The organism is Nocardia coubleae NBRC 108252 (assembly GCF_001612805.1).
Classification (GTDB): Bacteria; Actinomycetota; Actinomycetes; order Mycobacteriales; family Mycobacteriaceae; genus Nocardia; species Nocardia coubleae.
Genome location: NZ_BDBD01000021.1, coordinates 128,741 through 145,395, shown reverse-complemented (window position 1 = coordinate 145,395; position 16,655 = coordinate 128,741). Strand labels below are relative to the sequence as shown.

General features: G+C 65.0%; 22 protein-coding genes. 14 read left to right on the top strand and 8 right to left on the bottom strand.

The annotated features are described in order from the left end of the window. Positions 1-15 precede the first annotated feature (15 nt). The 5 genes from NCO8_RS23515 (at position 16) to NCO8_RS23495 (ending at position 4,944) form a co-directional block, all read left to right on the top strand. The gene (locus tag NCO8_RS23515) at positions 16-885 is read left to right on the top strand and encodes a hypothetical protein (protein ID WP_067642285.1); all 870 of its coding nucleotides are present in this window, start codon (positions 16-18) and stop codon (positions 883-885) included. Between the two features lie 1,527 nt (positions 886-2,412). After that, complete coding sequence (locus tag NCO8_RS23510; protein WP_067642284.1) at positions 2,413-2,745, top strand: WXG100 family type VII secretion target; 333 nt, start codon at positions 2,413-2,415, stop codon at positions 2,743-2,745. Next, entirely contained in the window at positions 2,681-3,022 is a 342-nt protein-coding gene (locus NCO8_RS23505; protein WP_312032667.1) for a WXG100 family type VII secretion target, read from the top strand. Before NCO8_RS23510 ends, NCO8_RS23505 begins: the two co-directional genes overlap by 65 nt. A gap of 6 nt (positions 3,023-3,028) precedes the next feature. Further along, positions 3,029-4,324, top strand: a complete 1,296-nt coding sequence (locus NCO8_RS23500; protein ID WP_067642282.1) for a putative toxin — start codon at positions 3,029-3,031, stop codon at positions 4,322-4,324. Beyond that, positions 4,321-4,944, top strand: a complete 624-nt coding sequence (locus NCO8_RS23495) for a HEAT repeat domain-containing protein (RefSeq protein ID WP_067642281.1) — start codon at positions 4,321-4,323, stop codon at positions 4,942-4,944. The genes NCO8_RS23500 and NCO8_RS23495 overlap by 4 nt, the downstream gene beginning before the upstream one ends. A gap of 21 nt (positions 4,945-4,965) precedes the next feature. Here NCO8_RS23495 and NCO8_RS23490 read toward each other — a convergent pair whose 3' ends face one another. Both NCO8_RS23490 and NCO8_RS31520 read right to left on the bottom strand, forming a co-directional pair. Further along, complete coding sequence (locus tag NCO8_RS23490) at positions 4,966-5,334, bottom strand: hypothetical protein (protein ID WP_157105055.1); 369 nt, start codon at positions 5,332-5,334, stop codon at positions 4,966-4,968. An 809-nt stretch (positions 5,335-6,143) separates the two neighbouring features. Beyond that, positions 6,144-6,629 carry a DUF1579 domain-containing protein gene (locus NCO8_RS31520; protein WP_067642279.1) on the bottom strand — a complete coding sequence of 162 codons (486 nt, stop codon included), beginning with the start codon at positions 6,627-6,629 and terminating at the stop codon, positions 6,144-6,146. A gap of 86 nt (positions 6,630-6,715) precedes the next feature. Here NCO8_RS31520 and NCO8_RS23480 point away from each other — a divergent pair, with 86 nt between their 5' ends. The 7 genes from NCO8_RS23480 to NCO8_RS23450 all read left to right on the top strand — a co-directional run bounded on the left by NCO8_RS23480 (position 6,716) and on the right by NCO8_RS23450 (position 10,809). Next, positions 6,716-6,949, top strand: coding sequence for a hypothetical protein (locus NCO8_RS23480; protein WP_067642278.1), 234 nt, complete (start codon positions 6,716-6,718; stop codon positions 6,947-6,949). Then, positions 6,946-7,602, top strand: a complete 657-nt coding sequence (locus NCO8_RS23475) for an RNA polymerase sigma factor (protein ID WP_067642277.1) — start codon at positions 6,946-6,948, stop codon at positions 7,600-7,602. The genes NCO8_RS23480 and NCO8_RS23475 overlap by 4 nt, the downstream gene beginning before the upstream one ends. Then, the gene (locus NCO8_RS23470) at positions 7,599-7,826 is read left to right on the top strand and encodes an anti-sigma factor (RefSeq protein ID WP_067642276.1); all 228 of its coding nucleotides are present in this window, start codon (positions 7,599-7,601) and stop codon (positions 7,824-7,826) included. The genes NCO8_RS23475 and NCO8_RS23470 overlap by 4 nt, the downstream gene beginning before the upstream one ends. 93 nt (positions 7,827-7,919) lie before the next feature. Further along, on the top strand, positions 7,920-8,339 hold the full coding sequence (locus NCO8_RS23465) for a hypothetical protein (protein ID WP_067642275.1): 420 nt from the start codon (positions 7,920-7,922) through the stop codon (positions 8,337-8,339). 69 nt (positions 8,340-8,408) lie between these two features. Further along, positions 8,409-8,807: a DUF4870 domain-containing protein gene (locus tag NCO8_RS23460; RefSeq protein ID WP_067642274.1), complete on the top strand. Its 399-nt coding sequence runs from the start codon at positions 8,409-8,411 to the stop codon at positions 8,805-8,807. A gap of 398 nt (positions 8,808-9,205) precedes the next feature. Continuing rightward, positions 9,206-10,447: an oxygenase MpaB family protein gene (locus NCO8_RS23455; RefSeq protein ID WP_067642273.1), complete on the top strand. Its 1,242-nt coding sequence runs from the start codon at positions 9,206-9,208 to the stop codon at positions 10,445-10,447. A gap of 26 nt (positions 10,448-10,473) precedes the next feature. Next, on the top strand, positions 10,474-10,809 hold the full coding sequence (locus NCO8_RS23450) for a hypothetical protein (protein ID WP_067642272.1): 336 nt from the start codon (positions 10,474-10,476) through the stop codon (positions 10,807-10,809). A 27-nt stretch (positions 10,810-10,836) separates the two neighbouring features. Here NCO8_RS23450 and NCO8_RS23445 read toward each other — a convergent pair whose 3' ends face one another. After that, on the bottom strand, positions 10,837-11,418 hold the full coding sequence (locus NCO8_RS23445; RefSeq protein ID WP_067642271.1) for a TetR/AcrR family transcriptional regulator: 582 nt from the start codon (positions 11,416-11,418) through the stop codon (positions 10,837-10,839). A gap of 77 nt (positions 11,419-11,495) precedes the next feature. On the opposite strand from NCO8_RS23445, the gene NCO8_RS23440 reads away from it, so the two are divergent. Further along, entirely contained in the window at positions 11,496-11,879 is a 384-nt protein-coding gene (locus tag NCO8_RS23440) for a nuclear transport factor 2 family protein (RefSeq protein WP_067642270.1), read from the top strand. A gap of 10 nt (positions 11,880-11,889) precedes the next feature. Here the strand turns inward: NCO8_RS23440 and NCO8_RS23435 are convergent, their stop codons facing one another. Both NCO8_RS23435 and NCO8_RS23430 read right to left on the bottom strand, forming a co-directional pair. Next, positions 11,890-12,552 carry a response regulator gene (locus NCO8_RS23435; protein WP_067642269.1) on the bottom strand — a complete coding sequence of 221 codons (663 nt, stop codon included), beginning with the start codon at positions 12,550-12,552 and terminating at the stop codon, positions 11,890-11,892. Then, complete coding sequence (locus NCO8_RS23430; RefSeq protein ID WP_067642268.1) at positions 12,549-13,637, bottom strand: sensor histidine kinase; 1,089 nt, start codon at positions 13,635-13,637, stop codon at positions 12,549-12,551. Before NCO8_RS23430 ends, NCO8_RS23435 begins: the two co-directional genes overlap by 4 nt. A 528-nt stretch (positions 13,638-14,165) precedes the next feature. Here NCO8_RS23430 and NCO8_RS23425 point away from each other — a divergent pair. Beyond that, complete coding sequence (locus NCO8_RS23425) at positions 14,166-14,555, top strand: DUF6223 family protein (RefSeq protein WP_067642267.1); 390 nt, start codon at positions 14,166-14,168, stop codon at positions 14,553-14,555. A 24-nt stretch (positions 14,556-14,579) separates the two neighbouring features. Here the strand turns inward: NCO8_RS23425 and NCO8_RS23420 are convergent, their stop codons facing one another. The 3 genes from NCO8_RS23420 to NCO8_RS23410 are packed head-to-tail and all read right to left on the bottom strand — an operon-like array spanning position 14,580 to position 16,564. Next, complete coding sequence (locus NCO8_RS23420; RefSeq protein ID WP_067642266.1) at positions 14,580-15,206, bottom strand: MBL fold metallo-hydrolase; 627 nt, start codon at positions 15,204-15,206, stop codon at positions 14,580-14,582. Beyond that, a complete protein-coding gene (locus NCO8_RS23415) occupies positions 15,203-16,288 on the bottom strand; it encodes an S-(hydroxymethyl)mycothiol dehydrogenase (protein ID WP_067486903.1) in 1,086 nt (361 codons plus the stop codon). The genes NCO8_RS23420 and NCO8_RS23415 overlap by 4 nt, the downstream gene beginning before the upstream one ends. A gap of 57 nt (positions 16,289-16,345) precedes the next feature. After that, entirely contained in the window at positions 16,346-16,564 is a 219-nt protein-coding gene (locus NCO8_RS23410) for a three-helix bundle dimerization domain-containing protein (RefSeq protein WP_067642265.1), read from the bottom strand. Between the last annotated feature and the right edge of the window lie 91 nt (positions 16,565-16,655).

Below are 16,655 nucleotides of genomic sequence, written 5' to 3'. Positions count from 1 at the left end.
CCTTAGGATTGTCGGATGGCAATCACGGGGATCGCGAGCGCGCGCCTGAAACTCGAACGGGCACAACACCACATAGAGGTTGTAACGGCCGATGTGGTCGCGTTTGAGCAGTCCGACCCGTGGGGCGTTCGTGCGGAGTGGATGGCCGACGAGGAGACAGCAACCGAGGCGATCTACGCCATCAGCGTCACCAAGTTAGAAGACCCACCCACGGACCTTCCGGCGAAGGTAGGCGACTGCTTCACAAACCTTCGCGCGGCACTTGATCACTCCGTCTTCGACCATGCATGCACAACTTTGGGTGCAAAGAAGGGGCGGGCCTTGACCGAGCAGGAAAGGCGCGGGCTCTTCTTCCCGCTCGCCAGGACACATGAAGGGTTGAGGAAAAGCAAATCCTATCTTGCGCCCGATGTGTATACGTACGTGAGGGGTCTGCATGACTTCACGAATGACTGGCGGTCGACAGACCCGTCTGTACGCCATCTCGCACTACTGCGCGAGTTCGTAAACTATGACAAGCACCATGCGGTGATCCCTGGAATGGCAGACGTTCACGTGACCGCAAAATCATCGCTTGGAGATATCGAGCTGATCCCGGACCACGTGCAGTATACGAGCGGGACGGTGCAACTTGGCGTGCCGTTGTTAAAACTCCCATTTCGAAAGCTGAGGGAGATCGAAGGGATCGCCGAACACGATCTGCTCGCCGACCTAAGTGTGAAGTTCCCGCTCGTGCTTCGACTTCCGAACCACACGCAAGACACTAACTTGCATGTAGGCGAGCCGTTGACCATCCCGCGCGAGCCACCTCTGGCGGACACCTTGCGTGGGATGTACAACGCGGTGGAGTCTGTTGTGGACGAGCTGAGGAGGCTCGGAGTGTAGGCACGTTTGCCATACCCGCCAGAGAAGCCGGGGATTGCTGGGCTCCAGGCGGCGGAATACTCCGGTCGTTCGTCGGACGTGAGCTGCCGGTTCTTGGGACGCCGAGTTCCACCAAGGTAGGTATTGGACCCCGAGCCGTCTCGGCGTTGCGTGCAGTCCACGTCGGAGGAGCCCATAGCGCGTGCAGCCCTCGCAGCGGCCTCGATGCGCCGAAGCCTTGCTGGCGATCGCCGAGCGTCGCCTAGACATCTCCCCCCAACGGACTGCCGTTTTTCCTGCGGGAAGTACTCGCTGGCAACACAGCCGTTGTCACGCCCGAACAGTCCGCCCTGATCGGGCCGCCCGCATCGGCGCTCGCGGTCGGCAGCCCGGAAACGATCCCGGCTTGGCAGCGCATTGAGCTGTGTCAAGGCATCCTGCTGCGGCCGCCAGGATCGGCGACTGTGCCGTCTGGCTACGCATGGAATCGGCGGTCTGGGATCGGCCTTCGACATCAGCCACGGGCAGGTGCGTCTCTACAGCGTCGGCGCTGCTAGCGCCGATGATCACTGCACTCGACGCGGACATTCTGTCCCAGCTGCGGACACCGTGGCGGGCGAGTCGTTCACCGACGACTTCCGCGCGCGGACATGCCGTCACATGGCAGGCCGACCCGACCCTGGTAGTAGATCCAGTGCTGGCTATCGGACCGAGATGCAGGCTACCGACGCGAAGGTGTCAGAGTATTACCTCCCGACTTGACCCACAACACGGAAACAACACGGATTCAACGCAACCGGGCAGGGTGCAACCGGAACACCTTGAACGGCAAACATCAGGTGACGGGATGTTTTGGGGTAACGATGAAAAGCCTTGGGAACCATAGCATTTGGCGGCAGGTTTCTGGTTCGAGTCCAGATGGGGGAGCAGAAGAACGCCCTTGACCTGAGGATTTATCCATATGGTCAGGGGCCGTTTTGCGTATGGCAGCGCTGAGGGTCCGGCATAGGTCTGTGATGGCCGTATTCCTGCAGGTCACAGTCGGCTTGTCTATGCCGGTGTCGCCCACCGGCGCGGTTGCCGGTTTCTGCGTTGCGGGGGGTGTAGTAGGCGGCCGGACACCATGGGCGAGTTGCGGATCTGCCCTGGTTGGCATCGGGATCAGCGAGTCGCCCTCGGGCCGGAGCCGCCAACCCGGCAGTTCGATTCGATGCTGCTCCTGAGAGCGCAAGTGGCCGTACGCCTACCATTCGAGTCTCGAATCAGGTATGCCACCGCTATCTGCGGCCGTCGTCGAGGCACCCGGGTTTGCCGTAGTTCCAGAGCATCCAGCCGGTCTGGGGTACAGACATGGCGTCGGGTGTCTGGTGCCAGCTATGTTCTGACGAGTTCAACCGATGCGCCCGTAGTGGTGAGCGTCGGTTGCTAATATCTGAGCAGGTGGGAGCTGGTTTATTGGTTGTGCGCGAGCACGGGTAGTTATCGTGGTGTCGCCATCGTTGCCGTCGATGCGGTAGCTTTCGGTCAAGCATTACCGAGGGGGATCGAATGGCACCACCTGAGACATTCGTCGCTACGCCTGCCGAGCTCGTCGCCGCAGCCAAGGCGATACGAGGGTTGCTCGACGGCCTGTCCGGTGGGTTCAGTTCGCTGAATCGAGACGTCACCCAACTGACAGATACGTGGAAGGGCAAGCAAGGCGAACAATTCGCTGCGGGATTCGCCGACGTGCGTGAGGGGCTGTCGGAGCTGCTGGACGCTATCCGCGATACGACCGTCGCGTTGGATGCCAGCTCGGAGGCCTATCTTGGGCAAGATGGCGTCAACGCCGCTGCGATCGAATCAGTGGCATCGTCATTGGATCTGCCGGATGTCTCATAGCGTCAACCTCGAACTACTGGACTCCATCGTGGCGAGGATGACGGGTTTCGGAGAGTTCTTCGACGAGCAGATCACAGCTTTCGACACTGCGATCAGCAAGCTACAGACCGGGTGGGAAGGGGATGCCGCTTCTGCCCAACAGGCTGCCCATGCTCGGCTTATGGCCGCTGCGAAGGAAATTCGTGACGGAATCGAGGACATGCGGCAGTCCGCACAGGCGGCGCATAGCAACTACACCGAGGCGATCGCTGCCAACGTGGCGATGTGGCGGAGCTGATCGGCTGTGGCGGAACTCGACGTCAATCCGGAGGCGTTCTACGAACTGTCCGGCGCCTACAGTCTCGCGAGCCGGTCAGCTACAGCCGCGCTGACGACCATGGATCAAGAACTTCGTGACGCGATCAAGTTCAGCGGCAATGACGATAGCGGTGTGTTGTGGGCGCAAGGGTACTGGACCTCAGGTATCGAAGCCGTCGTCACGGCAGGCAAGGCTACCGACGTCCTTGCAAAGATGGCGGCGCTGGTTCGTCAGAGCGGTGTGAATCACGACCAATCCGAAAACGCTGACGACTACAACACCGGCAAGCAGCTGCCCGCCTCGGATCCCGGAGCGAAGACGTTCGTGCATCGTCCGCTGAAGTCGCCTTCGGGAGGTACCCGGTCGAAACCGGTCGGATGGGAAATCGTTATGGGTACGACGAAGTGGATCGACGGCAATGCCGACAGGATGCAATCGGTAGCAACGAGCTGGCAGACGGTGGCCTCGGTCTACAGCACACTCGACACCGATCTGAATCCGAAGATGACCACCCTCGCCTGCTCAACCAGCGAGGAAATACCTGACATCGATGAAGCCCACAAATCCATTGTCGATGGGTTGGAGATCCTCGGCGATGCGCTCCGTCAACAGGCCGGTGCGATTGATGGGTATGCCGTCGTACTGCGGGCCGCGCAGGAGGGCGCGGAGTGGGAGATGCAGCTACAAACGGTGACTCAGGCAATTAATACGGTGAACGCTGCCACCATCGGACGACCGATCAAGAAGGTGATCTTGGATGCAGCCGAGATGGAGATTGAGCACTCCCGCAACAAGATTCAGGGAATGTTGAACGGCCTCGCCGATGCGCAACGCGTCTCCTGCGGAACGTTCACCGCGGTGTCTTCGACGGTAGTCAGCGCGGTGAACACCAAGTTCGCGCCGATTCTCAACAAGCAGTTGAAGAACCCCCCGCCTCCGACGAAACCAGCGACCGCGCGCCGAAACAAGCTTGAAGGGGCGAAGGCGGAAGCGCGGGCCGGCATCGACACGAACAAGCCGAAAGAATCGATACCTTCGGTGACGGGTAGGCGTAACGCCATACCGGACGACCTCGACCACACCACCAAACGCCTCACCGAGGTGAAGAATGTCCAGTATCAGTCTTACGACAACCAGCTCAAAGACGACATGGCTTACTGTGAGGCCAATGGGTATGAGTTCGTCCTGATCACCGACCACAACACCCGCCTCTCCAAGGAGCTACAAGATCTCGTGAACCAGGGCAAGATCAAACACACGACGATGGACTTCCGAAGTTGACTCCTACCGACGACGAAGCCGCGACTCGTTTACTCGACGCGTACCGCCGAGCAGGTGGGTACGCCGACACGATCCCGGAAATCGGCAGCCGCCTCGGGGACTCGCCCACGGTCATCCCGGTACTCGCTGAATGGCTCACCGAACTCGAAGACCGGTGGCCAGGCGTTGAGACCGAAGGCCGCGATATGGCGCGATTGAGCTTGACGAACGCTCTGAACCGTAAGGAATCTCGCAAGACCGTGGCGATCCCAGCGCTGATCAGCCAGTTTGACCATGCCAAACCAGCCAGCGCGCGCGTGCGATGGGCGGCGGGCAATGCCCTGTACAAAATTCCTGCTGGTAAAGAGCATTTCGACGCACTCGCCAGGATCGCTGCGGACCGAGGATTCGGAGCTGAGCGCCAGATGGTGGTCGACTGGCTCGGCAAGTCGAAGCATCCCGACGCTGCTGCGGTTGCCTCGGCCCAACTCGACGATGAGACAGTGCAAGGCCACGCACTCGATGCGTTGTCGAAGCTGCGGGCTCAGGGCGTACGTGACCTGGTCGAACCGTTCCTGACATCGAAGTTTCCATGGTATCGGCGCAACGCGGAGCGGATCGTCCGCTACGACCAGAGCTGACCCTTCCTCGCCCTCGCCGGGTCACCAGATCAGATGTTCGGCGGTGAAGCCCTCTAGCGGCGCGGCGTTGACCCTCCTGTCGGAGATCGTGTACGGCTTGAGCACGCCTATCGCCGGTCCGTCGGCATGTTCGATGTGCACCTCGATCCCGCTCGACCCTGTTTCCGGCAAGGAAACGTCGATCACGACCGCAGCGGCCCGAATGTCAGTTCGCCTCGCCCTGAGCGCGTCGAAGTTCAACTCCTTGGCACGCCGAGCGTCCCCAGTCCCCGCCCCAAACAGTTTCCTGTTGCCAGCGATATCGATGGCCACGCTGAAGGGGTAGAACTCGCCGTGCTGCGTCAGTTGCTCTTCGGCACGGATCAGCGCAGCGTCGAGCAGGTCGTCCATGTCGTCTTGGACCTGCTGGGGTGTGGTGTCCCGCCAAGACATCAGTGAGCCCTCCTCGGATGATCTGTTGCGACGCCGAGCTGGCGGCGAATTCGTTCATGATCGTACGCAAACGGGGCTGCTACACGATCGGATGCCGGCGGCGCCCGTGCACAGCAGTTTGTCTTCGTGTTGGCCTGGACGCCTTCAGTTGCGCCAATGGACACGCGTCAGCGCTGTACGGGTTGAACGGTTTGGTATCGCTGGGACAGCTCAGACGGTGACGGCTCCGGGACCACGGGTGGTGGTCACGTCCTTAACGGCATGGGTGAACTTCGGATGGCCCTGGCGAAGGCAGCTCGCCGGACCGAGCGACCTCCACACTCACGCGGCACACAAACGACACGGATTCAACGGGAATCGCTGGGTCACAACTAGGCGTGACGAGCACCACCGTCTTGGTGAAAGAGCAGGTAGAGGGCAATCTTGGGACGAGAAGGGAAGCATCGGGAAGCGCCGGTCCCATCACGGCAGGTTTCTGGTTCGAGTCCAGATGGGGGAGCAGTAAAGCCCTCTACCGCAGCGGTAGGGGGCTTTTTGTTATGCCGACAAGAAGGTGCGCTCGAGTCAGGGCGTGGGAATTCGGGGCGGAACGGGAATGTCATTAGGCGGGGCCCGAGTCGAGGACTTCCGGGTGTTGCAGGGCGCGTCTGATGTCCTCGGCGGAATCGTCGGTTTCTGGGATTTGAAAGTGGCCCACGAGGAGTACGCGGGTTCCGATGGCTCGGAGGCGGAGGGGGTTTGAGCTCTATCGCTGCCCGTGAGTTCGGTCATTGCTTGGTGAAGGCGATGTGCATCCACGGGTGCCAAGTGGTGCCGTCTTCGGAGCGTTCCCACAGGGCGGTCATCGAGGCGCCGTCGGGGGCGACGGTGAGGGTGGAGCGGACGGCGGCGGTTTCGGTGTCGGCGGGGGTGGCGGGGGTGGCTGTCTGGGGGCCGCCGGTGAAGTGGAAGGTGTTGGTGTCGACGATTTCCACGCGCATCAGTTCGGTGCTGCCGGTGTTGTCGTAGGAGCGGGCGAGGAAGGCGGGGCCGTCGGGGTCGGGTTCGCCGATGATCTCGATGCCGCGGACCGGTTGGTCGCCGACGGTGACGTCGATGTGGTGGACCAGGAAGTGGCCGCCGGGGAAGACGTCGTAGGTGTCGAAACCGAGGACGGGGATGGGCGGGTCGGCCAGGACGTGGCCGTTGGTGGCCCATCGGCCCGCGAGGCGGTGCAACCGGGAGGCGTCACGTGGATCGTCCGGCGTGGACATGCTCCATGCCTACCACGGGCCTCGCGACCCGCCAATGCCTCGCGAACAACCGGTAAGAACTCGGCGTCGCGCGACACCAAGAGATCATGACTGTTCAACTCACACAGGCCGCGTTGCCCGCGGTCGACACCGTGCCAGGGGAGGTGCGGGAATGGCGCAGCCGGTGGTTGGTGGCGTCGGGGTTTCCGCCGTGGTTGGCTGAGACGGTGACGTCCGATCCCGAGGTCGATGTGCATGCGTTGTCGCAGCTCGTCGACCAAGGCTGTGCGCCGGAGCTGGCGGTGCGGATCCTGGCGCCGTTGCCGGAGAATCCGCGATGAGTACGCTGCCGCCCACCACATCGGGGGTCGCGCGGCCGGACGCCGATCGGGAATGGCTCGCCGACCTGGTCGACGACGGACCCGCAGGCAGGCACGCGGTGCGGCTGTTGCGCGAGGTGTTGCTGCGCTCTACCCGGCATCAGATCTGGCGGTTGCGTGACCTGCTGCCCGGCGCAGGCGCCGCGGAACTGGAAGACTTGGCCCAGCAGTGCGCCGACGATGCGGTCGTAGCTGTCCTGCAACGACTTTCGACCTTCGAAGGGCGTAGCAGGTTCACCACCTGGGCGTACAAATTCGGGGTCAACATCGCGGGTGTGGCCGTGCGCAGGCAGGCATGGCGGCACCGCGAGATCCTGCTGCCCGACGCACTCGACTGGCACATCGACCCCGCACCCACCCCGGACGCCCTCGCAGGCGCCGCCGATCTCGCTCGCGCGCTAGAAGCGGCCATTTCCCGCGAACTCACGCCGCACCAACGCCGCATTCTGCTGTCGCTGGTGGTGGAGCAGGTGCCGATCGACGTGCTGGCCGAGCGGCTGGGCAGCACCCGCAACGCCCTCTACAAGACACTCCACGATGCCCGCCGGAAGCTGCGCGCCGCCCTGATCGCGAGCGGGCATCTCGACAACCGTCCCGATCGGAGCATCCCATGACCGATCCGACTCCCACGGTGATCGACGCCCTGCTGACCGACACCAGCCCCTACCTGTCGTGCGACGAGTGCTTCGACCGCATCGACGTCTATGTCGAGCGCCGCCTCGCCGACCCCGGGTACGACGACCCGGCCATGCGCACCCATCTGGCCGGTTGCGGCGCGTGCGCCGAGGAGGAGCAGACCCTGCGCGAGCTGCTCGCCCAGGATCTGAACAGGTCCTGATCGGTAAGACACGGCGCGTCCGCCGCAACAAACACTACGAACCACATTCCGCGCGGCCCGACGCTCGGCCGTGCCCACTTCGAGGAGAACACCATGACCGCCACCGATCGCGCTGTGTCCGTGAAAGACCCCGGCTACCAAGCTTTCTGGGCTCTGCGGCTGGGGTTCGGCATCCTGCCGATCCTGTTCGGCATCGACAAGTTCACCACCCTCCTCACCGCCGATTGGACCCGCTATCTCGCCGACTCGTTCGACACCCTCGCCCCCGGTGACGCGAACACCGCCATGCAGATCGTCGGCGTGATCGAAATCGTCGCGGGCATCGCGGTCCTGCTGCTGCCCCGGCTCGGTGCCCCGCTCGTCGCGGTCTGGCTGGGCGCGATCATCGTCGACCTGCTGATGGTCGGCGGCTACGGCGACATCGCCCTGCGCGACTTCGGCCTCATGGCGGCGGCCCTGGTGCTCACCCGTCTGGCCTGGGCCTACCCGAACGGACTGCCCGCCCGACCCTGAACCCCTGCGATCTGGGGTTTTATCGAAAGTTGGGATCGGTAGGCGGCGAGGGCGCCGTCTACTGAACCCATGACATCTTCTCAGCTCCCCCCGAACCAGTCCCCGTCCACCGGCTTGGACAAGAAGACCAGTGCGATCCTGTCGTACGCGCTTGGCTGGTTGACCGGAATCATCTTCCTCTTCGTGGGAAAGAACGATCCGGACGTGAAATTCCATGCCGCACAGTCGATCGTCTTCTTCGGCGCCGTCTCGGTGCTCAACATCGTGCTGAGTATCGCCGGCTCGCTCCTCGGGGCACTGGGGATCATCTTCAGCCTCGCCGGCCTCGCGCTCGGGGTCTTCGCGTTCGTCGTCTGGATCATGGCCATGGTCGGCGCGAACAACAAGGGCGGTATCCGTGCCGAACTTCCCATCGTCGGAAAGTTCACGGCTCCCTACGCCGATCAGCTGGCCGGCTCGATCAAGTAGCCGCGTATCCGAAGCGACCACGACACCCAGCAGCCGACGGTCCGAGTCCCACCTCGGGCCGTCGGCATGAGGGTGTCCGGCCATATGTGACTGACTGTTTCGGTCGATGATGAGCGACATCGGCGGTTGCGCGCCGTGGCCGCCTCCGTTGCGCAAGACCGTCACAGCTCGCAACTCTGGTGTCGAAAATATGGCTAGAACAGGTTGCATGCGGAGAAGTTTCGGTCAAATGGCCCACTGAGGTCTGGGATCGAGCGCCGCCGACCATCGTCGGCAAAACGCCTGCATAGCGCCGATCGTCGCTGCTAAGTTAATACTCATTCCGCGCGTGCTCGGGCTGCCTGAATCGGTCGTTCCCTGCGGTCGCGGTGTGCTTGTACTCGACGAGGAGTGACGCAATGGATGGACTCAACAGGCGTGATGCGCTGAAAGCTGGTGGCGTCCTCGGGGCGCTGGGGGCGTTGGGGTTGGCGACGACGGCGCGGGCGGAGCCGTGGAGTTGGTCGCCGGAGGAATCGGTCGCCGGGTCGGGGTCGGGGGTCGACCCGTTGACGGTGTGGGACCCAGAGGCCGACGGCGTGGTCGCGCGGTTGATCGAGAGCGGCCAGGTGCCGCGGGTCAACGAACTGCTGCGCACCTGGACTCGCAACGGTCAGCCCCTGCCCGACGGATTGCCCTCGGAGCTACGGGATTTCATGGAATACGCGCGGCGAATGCCGCAGTGGACCGATTACGGGAAGCTGAACACCGCGATCGAGTTCAACAAGAAGCGCGGACTGTATCTCGGTGTGCTGTACGGGTTCGCCAGCGGGATGATGAGCACCGTCATCCCGAAGGAAGCGCGCTCGGTCTACTACTCCAAGGGCGGGCACGACCTCGAGGACCGTATCTCCAAGACCGCCAAACTCGGCTACGACATCGGTAGCAACAATGCCTATGCCGCCGACGGCGAAATGATCATCACCTGCGTGAAGACCCGTCTGGTTCACGCGGCGGTTCGGCATCTGCTGCCGCAGTCGCCGCACTGGGTGCAATCGGCCGAGGAGGACGTGCCGATCAGCCAGAACGACATCATGGTCACCTGGCACAGCCTGCCGACGACGGTGATGAAGCACCTCAACAACTGGAAGGTGCCGATTCCGCACCACGAATCCGAAGCGTTCCTGCATTCCTGGCAGGTGGCCGCGCACATGCTCGGCGTGCGCGACGAATACATCCCGAAGTCGTGGCCCGCCGCCAATTCCCAAGCGGCACAGGTGCTCGACCCGATTCTGGAGGCCACCCCGGAGGGCGCCAAACTCGCCGACCGGTTGCTGAGTCTCGGCGCCAATATCGACCTGGCCATTATCACCAAGCCGGTGCTCGGCTCGTTCACCCGGTTCCTGCTCGGTGACAAGATCGCCGACGGCCTCGCCATCCCGCGTGAGCCCGTCTGGGATCCGCTGTTGCGGTTCAGTTGGGGCCCGTTCATCGCGGTCCGTGAGGGCGTGCTCGGTGCCGTCCCACCGGTAGGTGACGCCTACTGGTTGCTCGACGAGTTCCTGCGCAAGGCGGCACTGACCTATCTGGCCGAATTGCGCCTACCGATCAGCATCGAGATCCCCACGATGAACCGCGACATGAGCGTCCCCCCACGCTGATCCGCCCGTACCGACCGAGGAGCATTATGCGTACCACCCTCCGCCTCACCGCCGCCGCGATCGTCGCGACCGGCGTACTCACCGCGACGGCCACCGCCGCCGCGCAACCGGCGCCGATCGCCGCCGAATCCGAAACCGGTTCGTCCGCGGCCGATGCCGGCTCCGCGGCAGCGCAGTCGGCGGTCTATCTGGCCCAGAACGGCGACCTCATAGGCCTCATCGTCCTGCTCGGCATCACACCCTTCCAGATGCTGACCAGCGGAATCTGCGACCTCGCCACCATGTCGTCGCTCTACAGCCCGTGCTCACCGGGGCGCGCCCACTACACCGTGGCGAACCCGGATCCCTTGCCGCACAGCTGAATCGATTCGACCGCCGCCGGACGTGACTCACCGTGAACCGGCGGCGGTCAATCGGAGCACGCTGTCGCGCAACGCCGTCTCTGCCTCGGGCTGTGTCATTCTTCCGGCTCGTACCTCGTCACCGGCGGCGTGGGAAACACCGACGATCGCGGCTACCAGCCACTGCGCCGGCACGGTGGCGTCGAACTCGCCTTCCTGTTGGCCGCGGATCACGAGCCCGATCAGTCGGTCGTTGACGGGAGCCTGATGCTTCTCGTCTCGTTCACGCGCGAACGCGCCGACGTGGTAGCTCAGGGGAGCGGCGCGGAAGAACTTCCACCCCACGTCGAGCATCCGCAGCAATGCGTCGGTGGCTGACCCGTTGTCGAGGTCGGCCGCGAGTATTGCCTCGGTAGCTCGGGCAGTCGTGTGATCGACGACGGCATTCATGAGGTCGTCGCGAGAAGCGAAGTGCGCGTAGACCGTTTGGCGTGTCACACCGGCGGCTGCGGCGATGGCCGCCATGCCTGCGTCGGGCTGTGTCGCGAGCAGTCGGGTCGCGGCGTCGAGGATAGCCGCTCTGCTGCGCGTGGCGTCCGCGCGCCGCTTCGGTTCCCGGATTCCGGTCAAAGTCTTACATCCTTGTCAAAGTTGTTCCATCGTGCGTAACCTTTACAGCGTTGTAAGAATTCTACGTCTGGAGTGCCGTGACCCCTACCCCGCCCCGTTCGCCCGAGCAGTTCATCGCCGACTTCTACACCCGGTTCACCGCGGCGGCGTTGAACACCGACAACGATCCGGCCGAGGTGATCGACCGGTTCCACACACCTGATGCCGTGCAGGTGGCCGACGGGATCAGGATCGATCGCGACCGCTTGATCGCCCACCTGCGTCCGGTGCGAAAGAACCTGCGCGAGTACCGGTTCGAGGTTCACGAGGCAGTCGCGCAGGGTGATCGGATCGCCGCCCGGATGACCATTCACGCGACGATGCGCACCACGGGGCCGGTCACCACCGAGGTCTTCCTCTTCGGTGAATTCACGCAGGACGGCAGGATGCGCCGGCTCGAGCAGCTGACCCGAGCGGCCTGATCGGTCGGTGTCAGTGGTTGCGGGGAGTCACCAGGCCGGATTCGTAGGCGAAGACGACGAGTTGGGCCCGGTCTCGGGCGTGGAGTTTGGTCATGGCCCGGTTGAGGTGGGTTTTGGCGGTGTGGGGACTGATGAACATCTGGCTGGCGATGTCGTCGTTGGACAGGCCACGGGCGGCCAGGGCTACGGCTTCGCGTTCGCGGGTGGTGAGTTCCTCTAGTCCGGAACCCGCTGGGGGAGTGGGTGGTTCGGTGACGTAACGGGCGATGAGTCGCCGGGTGATGGATGGAGCGAGCAGGGCGTCGCCGCGGGCGGCCACCCGGATGGCGTGCAGGAAGTCCTCTGGCTCGATGTCTTTGACGAGGAAACCGGCCGCGCCCGCGCGGAGTGCTTCGAACACGTAGTCGTCGAGGCCGTAGTTGGTGAGGATGACCACGTGCACGCCGGCGAGGGCGGGGTCGGCGGCGATTCTGCGGGTCGCCTCGATGCCGTCGACGTGCGGCATCTGGATGTCGACGAGCGCGATATCGGGCAGGTGCGCGCGGGCCAGGTCGACACCTTCGCCACCGTCACCGGCCTCGGCGACCACCTCGATATCGTCCTCGATGTCGAGCAGGGCGCGGAACCCGCTGCGGATCAGGGGCTGGTCGTCGACCAGCAGGACGCGAATCACGATCGCTCCAGAGGCAATTCGGCGTGCACGGCGAAACCGCCGGTTGGCCGTGGCCCGGTATGCAGGCGCCCACCGAGTGCGGTGACCCGCTCACGCATGCCGAGAAGCCCGACCCCGCCCGTGCCGGCGGGTGCGGCGCGGCCGTTGTCCTCGACGTCGATGACGAGACCGTCCGCGCGGTAGTCGATGCGGACCGTCGCGGTCGTCGCGCCGGCGTGGCGGGCGGTATTGGTGAGTGCTTCCTGCACGATGCGGTACACGGTTCGGTCGACGGCCGCCGGCACGTCCGTGCGGTTGCCCTCGACGGTCAACGAGGTGTCCACTCCGGCCGCGCGGGCGCGTTCCAGCAGGTCGTCGAGGTGGGCGAGGCCGGGGCGTGGTGTCTCGTCATCGCGCAGGGCGGTCAGGGTCGCCCGCAGTTCGCGGGCAGCTTCCCGGCCTGCGTCCCGGATGGCGAGGAGGGCGGCGGGCACGTCCTCGCCGCGCTTGCGTGCCACGTGCACGGCGGCTTCGGACTGCACCTTGATCACCGAGATCTGGTGGGTGAGCGAGTCGTGCAGCTCGCGGGCGATGTGCAGACGTTCCTCGTCGGCCCGGCGGCGCGCGGTCTCCTCGCGCGTGCGTTCGGCTTCGTCGGCGCGGCGCTCGGCCTGCCGCAGGGCCTCACCGGCCGCGCCCGCCGCGATCAACCAGGCGAGTTCGAGTGCGTCGCGACCGCGGGCGAGGGCCGCGGCGGTGTCGTGGAGGGTGATCATGGCGGCCAGCGGCAACGCGACGATCAGGGCGACCGCCGCGATCACCGTCACGAGATGGTGCCCGGCGCGCACCGCGAAATACACCGCGAACAGGAACGCCACAACGGGCACATCGAAGCCGAGCGCCTGATAACCCACCGCGCACAACCCGGTCACCACCAGCACGGCCACCGGTGCACGCCGACGCCCGGCCAAGGCCAGACCGCTCGCGGCGAGCAGCGCGTAGCCGAGCCACTCGGGGCTGCCATGCGCCCGGCTCACCCCGGTGACCAGCAGCGCCACCGCCACACCGACGGCGACCACCGAGTCGACCACCCGTGCCCTGCTCATCTGTGCACCCTAGCCCGGACCCACCGCCGACCGCGTCGCCCGGCTGGGTGACTCGTCGACTACCACGAACGCGGTACTCCGAGCGAAGAACGGTCCCGCCCCGCCCCGCCGGTACCGCATCCGCAGCATCACGAATTGTCTACTGCGGCAGGACGACTGACCCCTGCTGTTCGGCCATTCTTGAACTGATCGCCGACGACCTCCGGCACGAAGCCGGTGGCGACGGCGGCACATCGGAGCGGTGGACGATATCGCTAGCCCGCCGGCGCACTCCAAGAACCGATCGCCACCACCCGCGGCGGTTGGACGCTCCTCGACATCCGGGGAGGTCGATGGTGGCACATCGGCTCGTGGGCTGCGCCGCTCGTGCCAGGCGTACTCCGAAGCAGGTTGATCGTCGCCACGCAGTGATTCCGCCTCCGGTTCGCAGTCGGCGATCGGCCGGTGCCGCGTCCATATCGATTTCGGCGCGTGCAACGACCGCCCAGTCGTGCATCTCACTGACACGTCCTCACGAAGGAGAACATCATGCCCACCTCGATTCGCACCCTGGCCGCACTCGCTGTCACCACCCCGCTTGCCGTCGGCACGGCCGCCCCCGCTTCGGCGACGACTGCGCTCGCCGCGTCCGACGGCATGAGTTCCGGTCGACTCGTCGCGTCTTCGGCCGCGGTCATCGGCCTGCTCGGTGTGCTCGCGGGTGGCTGGGCACTGGCCCGGCCCGCCGCGACCAGAGCGGTATCCGCTCTGGTCGCGGGACTGATCGCCATCATCGGTGGCGCCTGGGTGGTCGCCACGGCCGAAGGAGGACTCGGCACCGGGAACGGTCTCGGCGGGGGTGTCGTGGCGATTGCCTTCGGGCTGGCGAGCGTGGTTGTCGGCGGGCTTTCGCTCGCCCGCGCCCGCCGTGTCGGCTGACGAGGCGGGCGTCCTCGCCCGAACTCAGTGACCTCGCGCGATCCACTCCGCGAGCGATGGTTTCTCCGCGCCGATCGTCGTGCTGTCACCGTGGCCGGTGTTGACCGTCGTGTCCTCCGGGAGGGTGAGCAACCTGTCCCGGATCGAATCGATGATCGTGTCGAAATCGGAGAAGGATCGCCCGGTCGCTCCCGGCCCACCGGAGAACAGCGTGTCGCCGGTGAAAAGGGCAGCGAGGTCGGGGGTGTACAGGGACACCGAGCCGGGGGAGTGGCCCGGGGTGTGCAGGATGTCGATGTCGGTGCCCGCCACCGTGATCCGATCGGTGCCGTCGAGGGAGCGGTAGCCGACGGACGGGTGGGTCATCCGCCACAGCGGTTCGTCGCCGGGGTGGAGGAGGATGGGGGCGTCCAGGCGGGCGGCCAGGTCGGGGGCGACGGTGACGTGGTCGTTGTGACCGTGCGTGCACAGAATCGCGGTGACGTTCCGGTTGCCGACGGCGGCGGCGATGGCGTCGGCGTCGTGGGCGGCGTCGATCACGAGCACCTCGTCGTCGTCACCGATCAGCCACACATTGTTGTCGACGTCCCAGGTGCCGCCGTCGAGGCTGAAAGTGCCGGAGGTGACGACCTTTTCGATGCGCGCGCTCACCAGACCACCACCGAGCGCAGCACGCGACCCTCGCCCATGGCGGCGAAGGACGCCTCGACGTCGTCGATGCCGATGCGTTCGGTGACGAACCGGTCCAGTGGCAATCGGCCCTGCCGGTACAGGTCGATGAGCATGGGGAAGTCGCGTTCGGGCAGGCAGTCGCCGTACCACGACGATTTCAGCGAACCGCCGTGTGAGAACAGGTCGATCAGTGGCATGTCGAGGCTCATGTCCGGGGTCGGGACGCCGACGAGCACCACGGTGCCCGCGAGGTCGCGGCCGTAGAACGCCTGCTTCCAGGTCTCCGGCCTGCCGACCGCGTCGATCACCACGTCGGCGCCGAAACCGTCGGTGAGGTCTTTGATCTGTTCCACCACGTCGCCGCTGGTGGCGTCGATCGTGTGTGTGGCGCCGAACTCCTTGGCCCACTCCAGCTTCCGCGCATCGCGGTCGATCGCGATGATCGTGCCCGCGCCCGCGAGATTCGCACCGGCGATCGCGGCGTCACCCACCCCGCCGCACCCGATCACGGCGACGCTGTCGCCGCGCGAGACCGAACCGGTGTTCATGGCGGCGCCGATACCGGCCATCACACCGCAGCCGAGCAGTCCCGCGACGGCCGGATCGGTGCCGGGATCGACTCGCGTGCACTGCTTTTCGTGCACCAGTGTCTTGTCGGCGAAGGCGCCGATACCCAGCGCCGGAGTGAGCGGGGTGCCGTCGGCAAGCGTCATCGGGACGCTCGCGTTGTGGGTGTCGAAGCAGTACCACGGGCGGCCACGTCGACACGCACGGCACTCACCGCAGACCGCGCGCCAGTTGAGGACGACGAAATCGCCCTCGGCCACGTGGGTTACCGCCTCGCCGACCGATTCGACGACACCGGCCGCCTCGTGCCCGAGCAGGAACGGGAACTCGTCGTTGATCCCGCCCTCGCGGTAGTGCAGATCGGTGTGGCACACACCGCACGCCTGCACCCGGACCACCACATCGTGCGGTCCCGGGTCGGGAATCACGATGTCGACGGTTTCCACGGGCGCGTTCTTCGTGAGAGCGACGACACCGCGCACTGATTCAGGCATGCGGACCTCCTAATGGTTTGCGTGGTGGCCTCCACGCTAGCCGGGCCCGCGCCGGATTCAATCCGGGATCGGCGGAATGTCCCCGGTCGGCGTTCCGAGCTCGTCCTTCACGTGGTGTTCGACGAGCAGGGGAACGAAGTCGCGCACCTGCGCCGATCCGAAATGCTGGTAGGTCTCGCGCACGATGTCGGTGATCTCTTCGGGGGGAATGTTCGGGTACCGGATGGTCAACCGTTCGATGACCTCGTCGAGTTGCTGCTGCTCGTGAGTAGTCATATCGGTGGGTTACCCGATCCGAGCGCCGGGCAACAGCTGATCCCAGGTCGCCTTGTGCGTCGTTCTCGATGGCGGTGGTGGCTCACAGTCG

Bases quoted from the DNA above. Each gene is read 5' to 3' on its own strand.
- NCO8_RS23515 (WP_067642285.1), top strand. From the start codon at position 16: ATGGCAATCACGGGGATCGCGAGCGCGCGCCTGAAACTCGAACGGGCA.
- NCO8_RS23510 (WP_067642284.1), top strand. From the start codon at position 2,413: ATGGCACCACCTGAGACATTCGTCGCTACGCCTGCCGAGCTCGTCGCC.
- NCO8_RS23505 (WP_312032667.1), top strand. From the start codon at position 2,681: ATGGCGTCAACGCCGCTGCGATCGAATCAGTGGCATCGTCATTGGATC.
- NCO8_RS23490 (WP_157105055.1), bottom strand. From the start codon at position 5,334: ATGGACGACCTGCTCGACGCTGCGCTGATCCGTGCCGAAGAGCAACTG.
- NCO8_RS31520 (WP_067642279.1), bottom strand. From the start codon at position 6,629: ATGTCCACGCCGGACGATCCACGTGACGCCTCCCGGTTGCACCGCCTC.
- NCO8_RS23480 (WP_067642278.1), top strand. From the start codon at position 6,716: ATGACTGTTCAACTCACACAGGCCGCGTTGCCCGCGGTCGACACCGTG.
- NCO8_RS23475 (WP_067642277.1), top strand. From the start codon at position 6,946: ATGAGTACGCTGCCGCCCACCACATCGGGGGTCGCGCGGCCGGACGCC.
- NCO8_RS23470 (WP_067642276.1), top strand. From the start codon at position 7,599: ATGACCGATCCGACTCCCACGGTGATCGACGCCCTGCTGACCGACACC.
- NCO8_RS23465 (WP_067642275.1), top strand. From the start codon at position 7,920: ATGACCGCCACCGATCGCGCTGTGTCCGTGAAAGACCCCGGCTACCAA.
- NCO8_RS23460 (WP_067642274.1), top strand. From the start codon at position 8,409: ATGACATCTTCTCAGCTCCCCCCGAACCAGTCCCCGTCCACCGGCTTG.
- NCO8_RS23455 (WP_067642273.1), top strand. From the start codon at position 9,206: ATGGATGGACTCAACAGGCGTGATGCGCTGAAAGCTGGTGGCGTCCTC.
- NCO8_RS23450 (WP_067642272.1), top strand. From the start codon at position 10,474: ATGCGTACCACCCTCCGCCTCACCGCCGCCGCGATCGTCGCGACCGGC.
- NCO8_RS23430 (WP_067642268.1), bottom strand. From the start codon at position 13,637: ATGAGCAGGGCACGGGTGGTCGACTCGGTGGTCGCCGTCGGTGTGGCG.
- NCO8_RS23425 (WP_067642267.1), top strand. From the start codon at position 14,166: ATGCCCACCTCGATTCGCACCCTGGCCGCACTCGCTGTCACCACCCCG.
- NCO8_RS23415 (WP_067486903.1), bottom strand. From the start codon at position 16,288: ATGCCTGAATCAGTGCGCGGTGTCGTCGCTCTCACGAAGAACGCGCCC.
- NCO8_RS23410 (WP_067642265.1), bottom strand. From the start codon at position 16,564: ATGACTACTCACGAGCAGCAGCAACTCGACGAGGTCATCGAACGGTTG.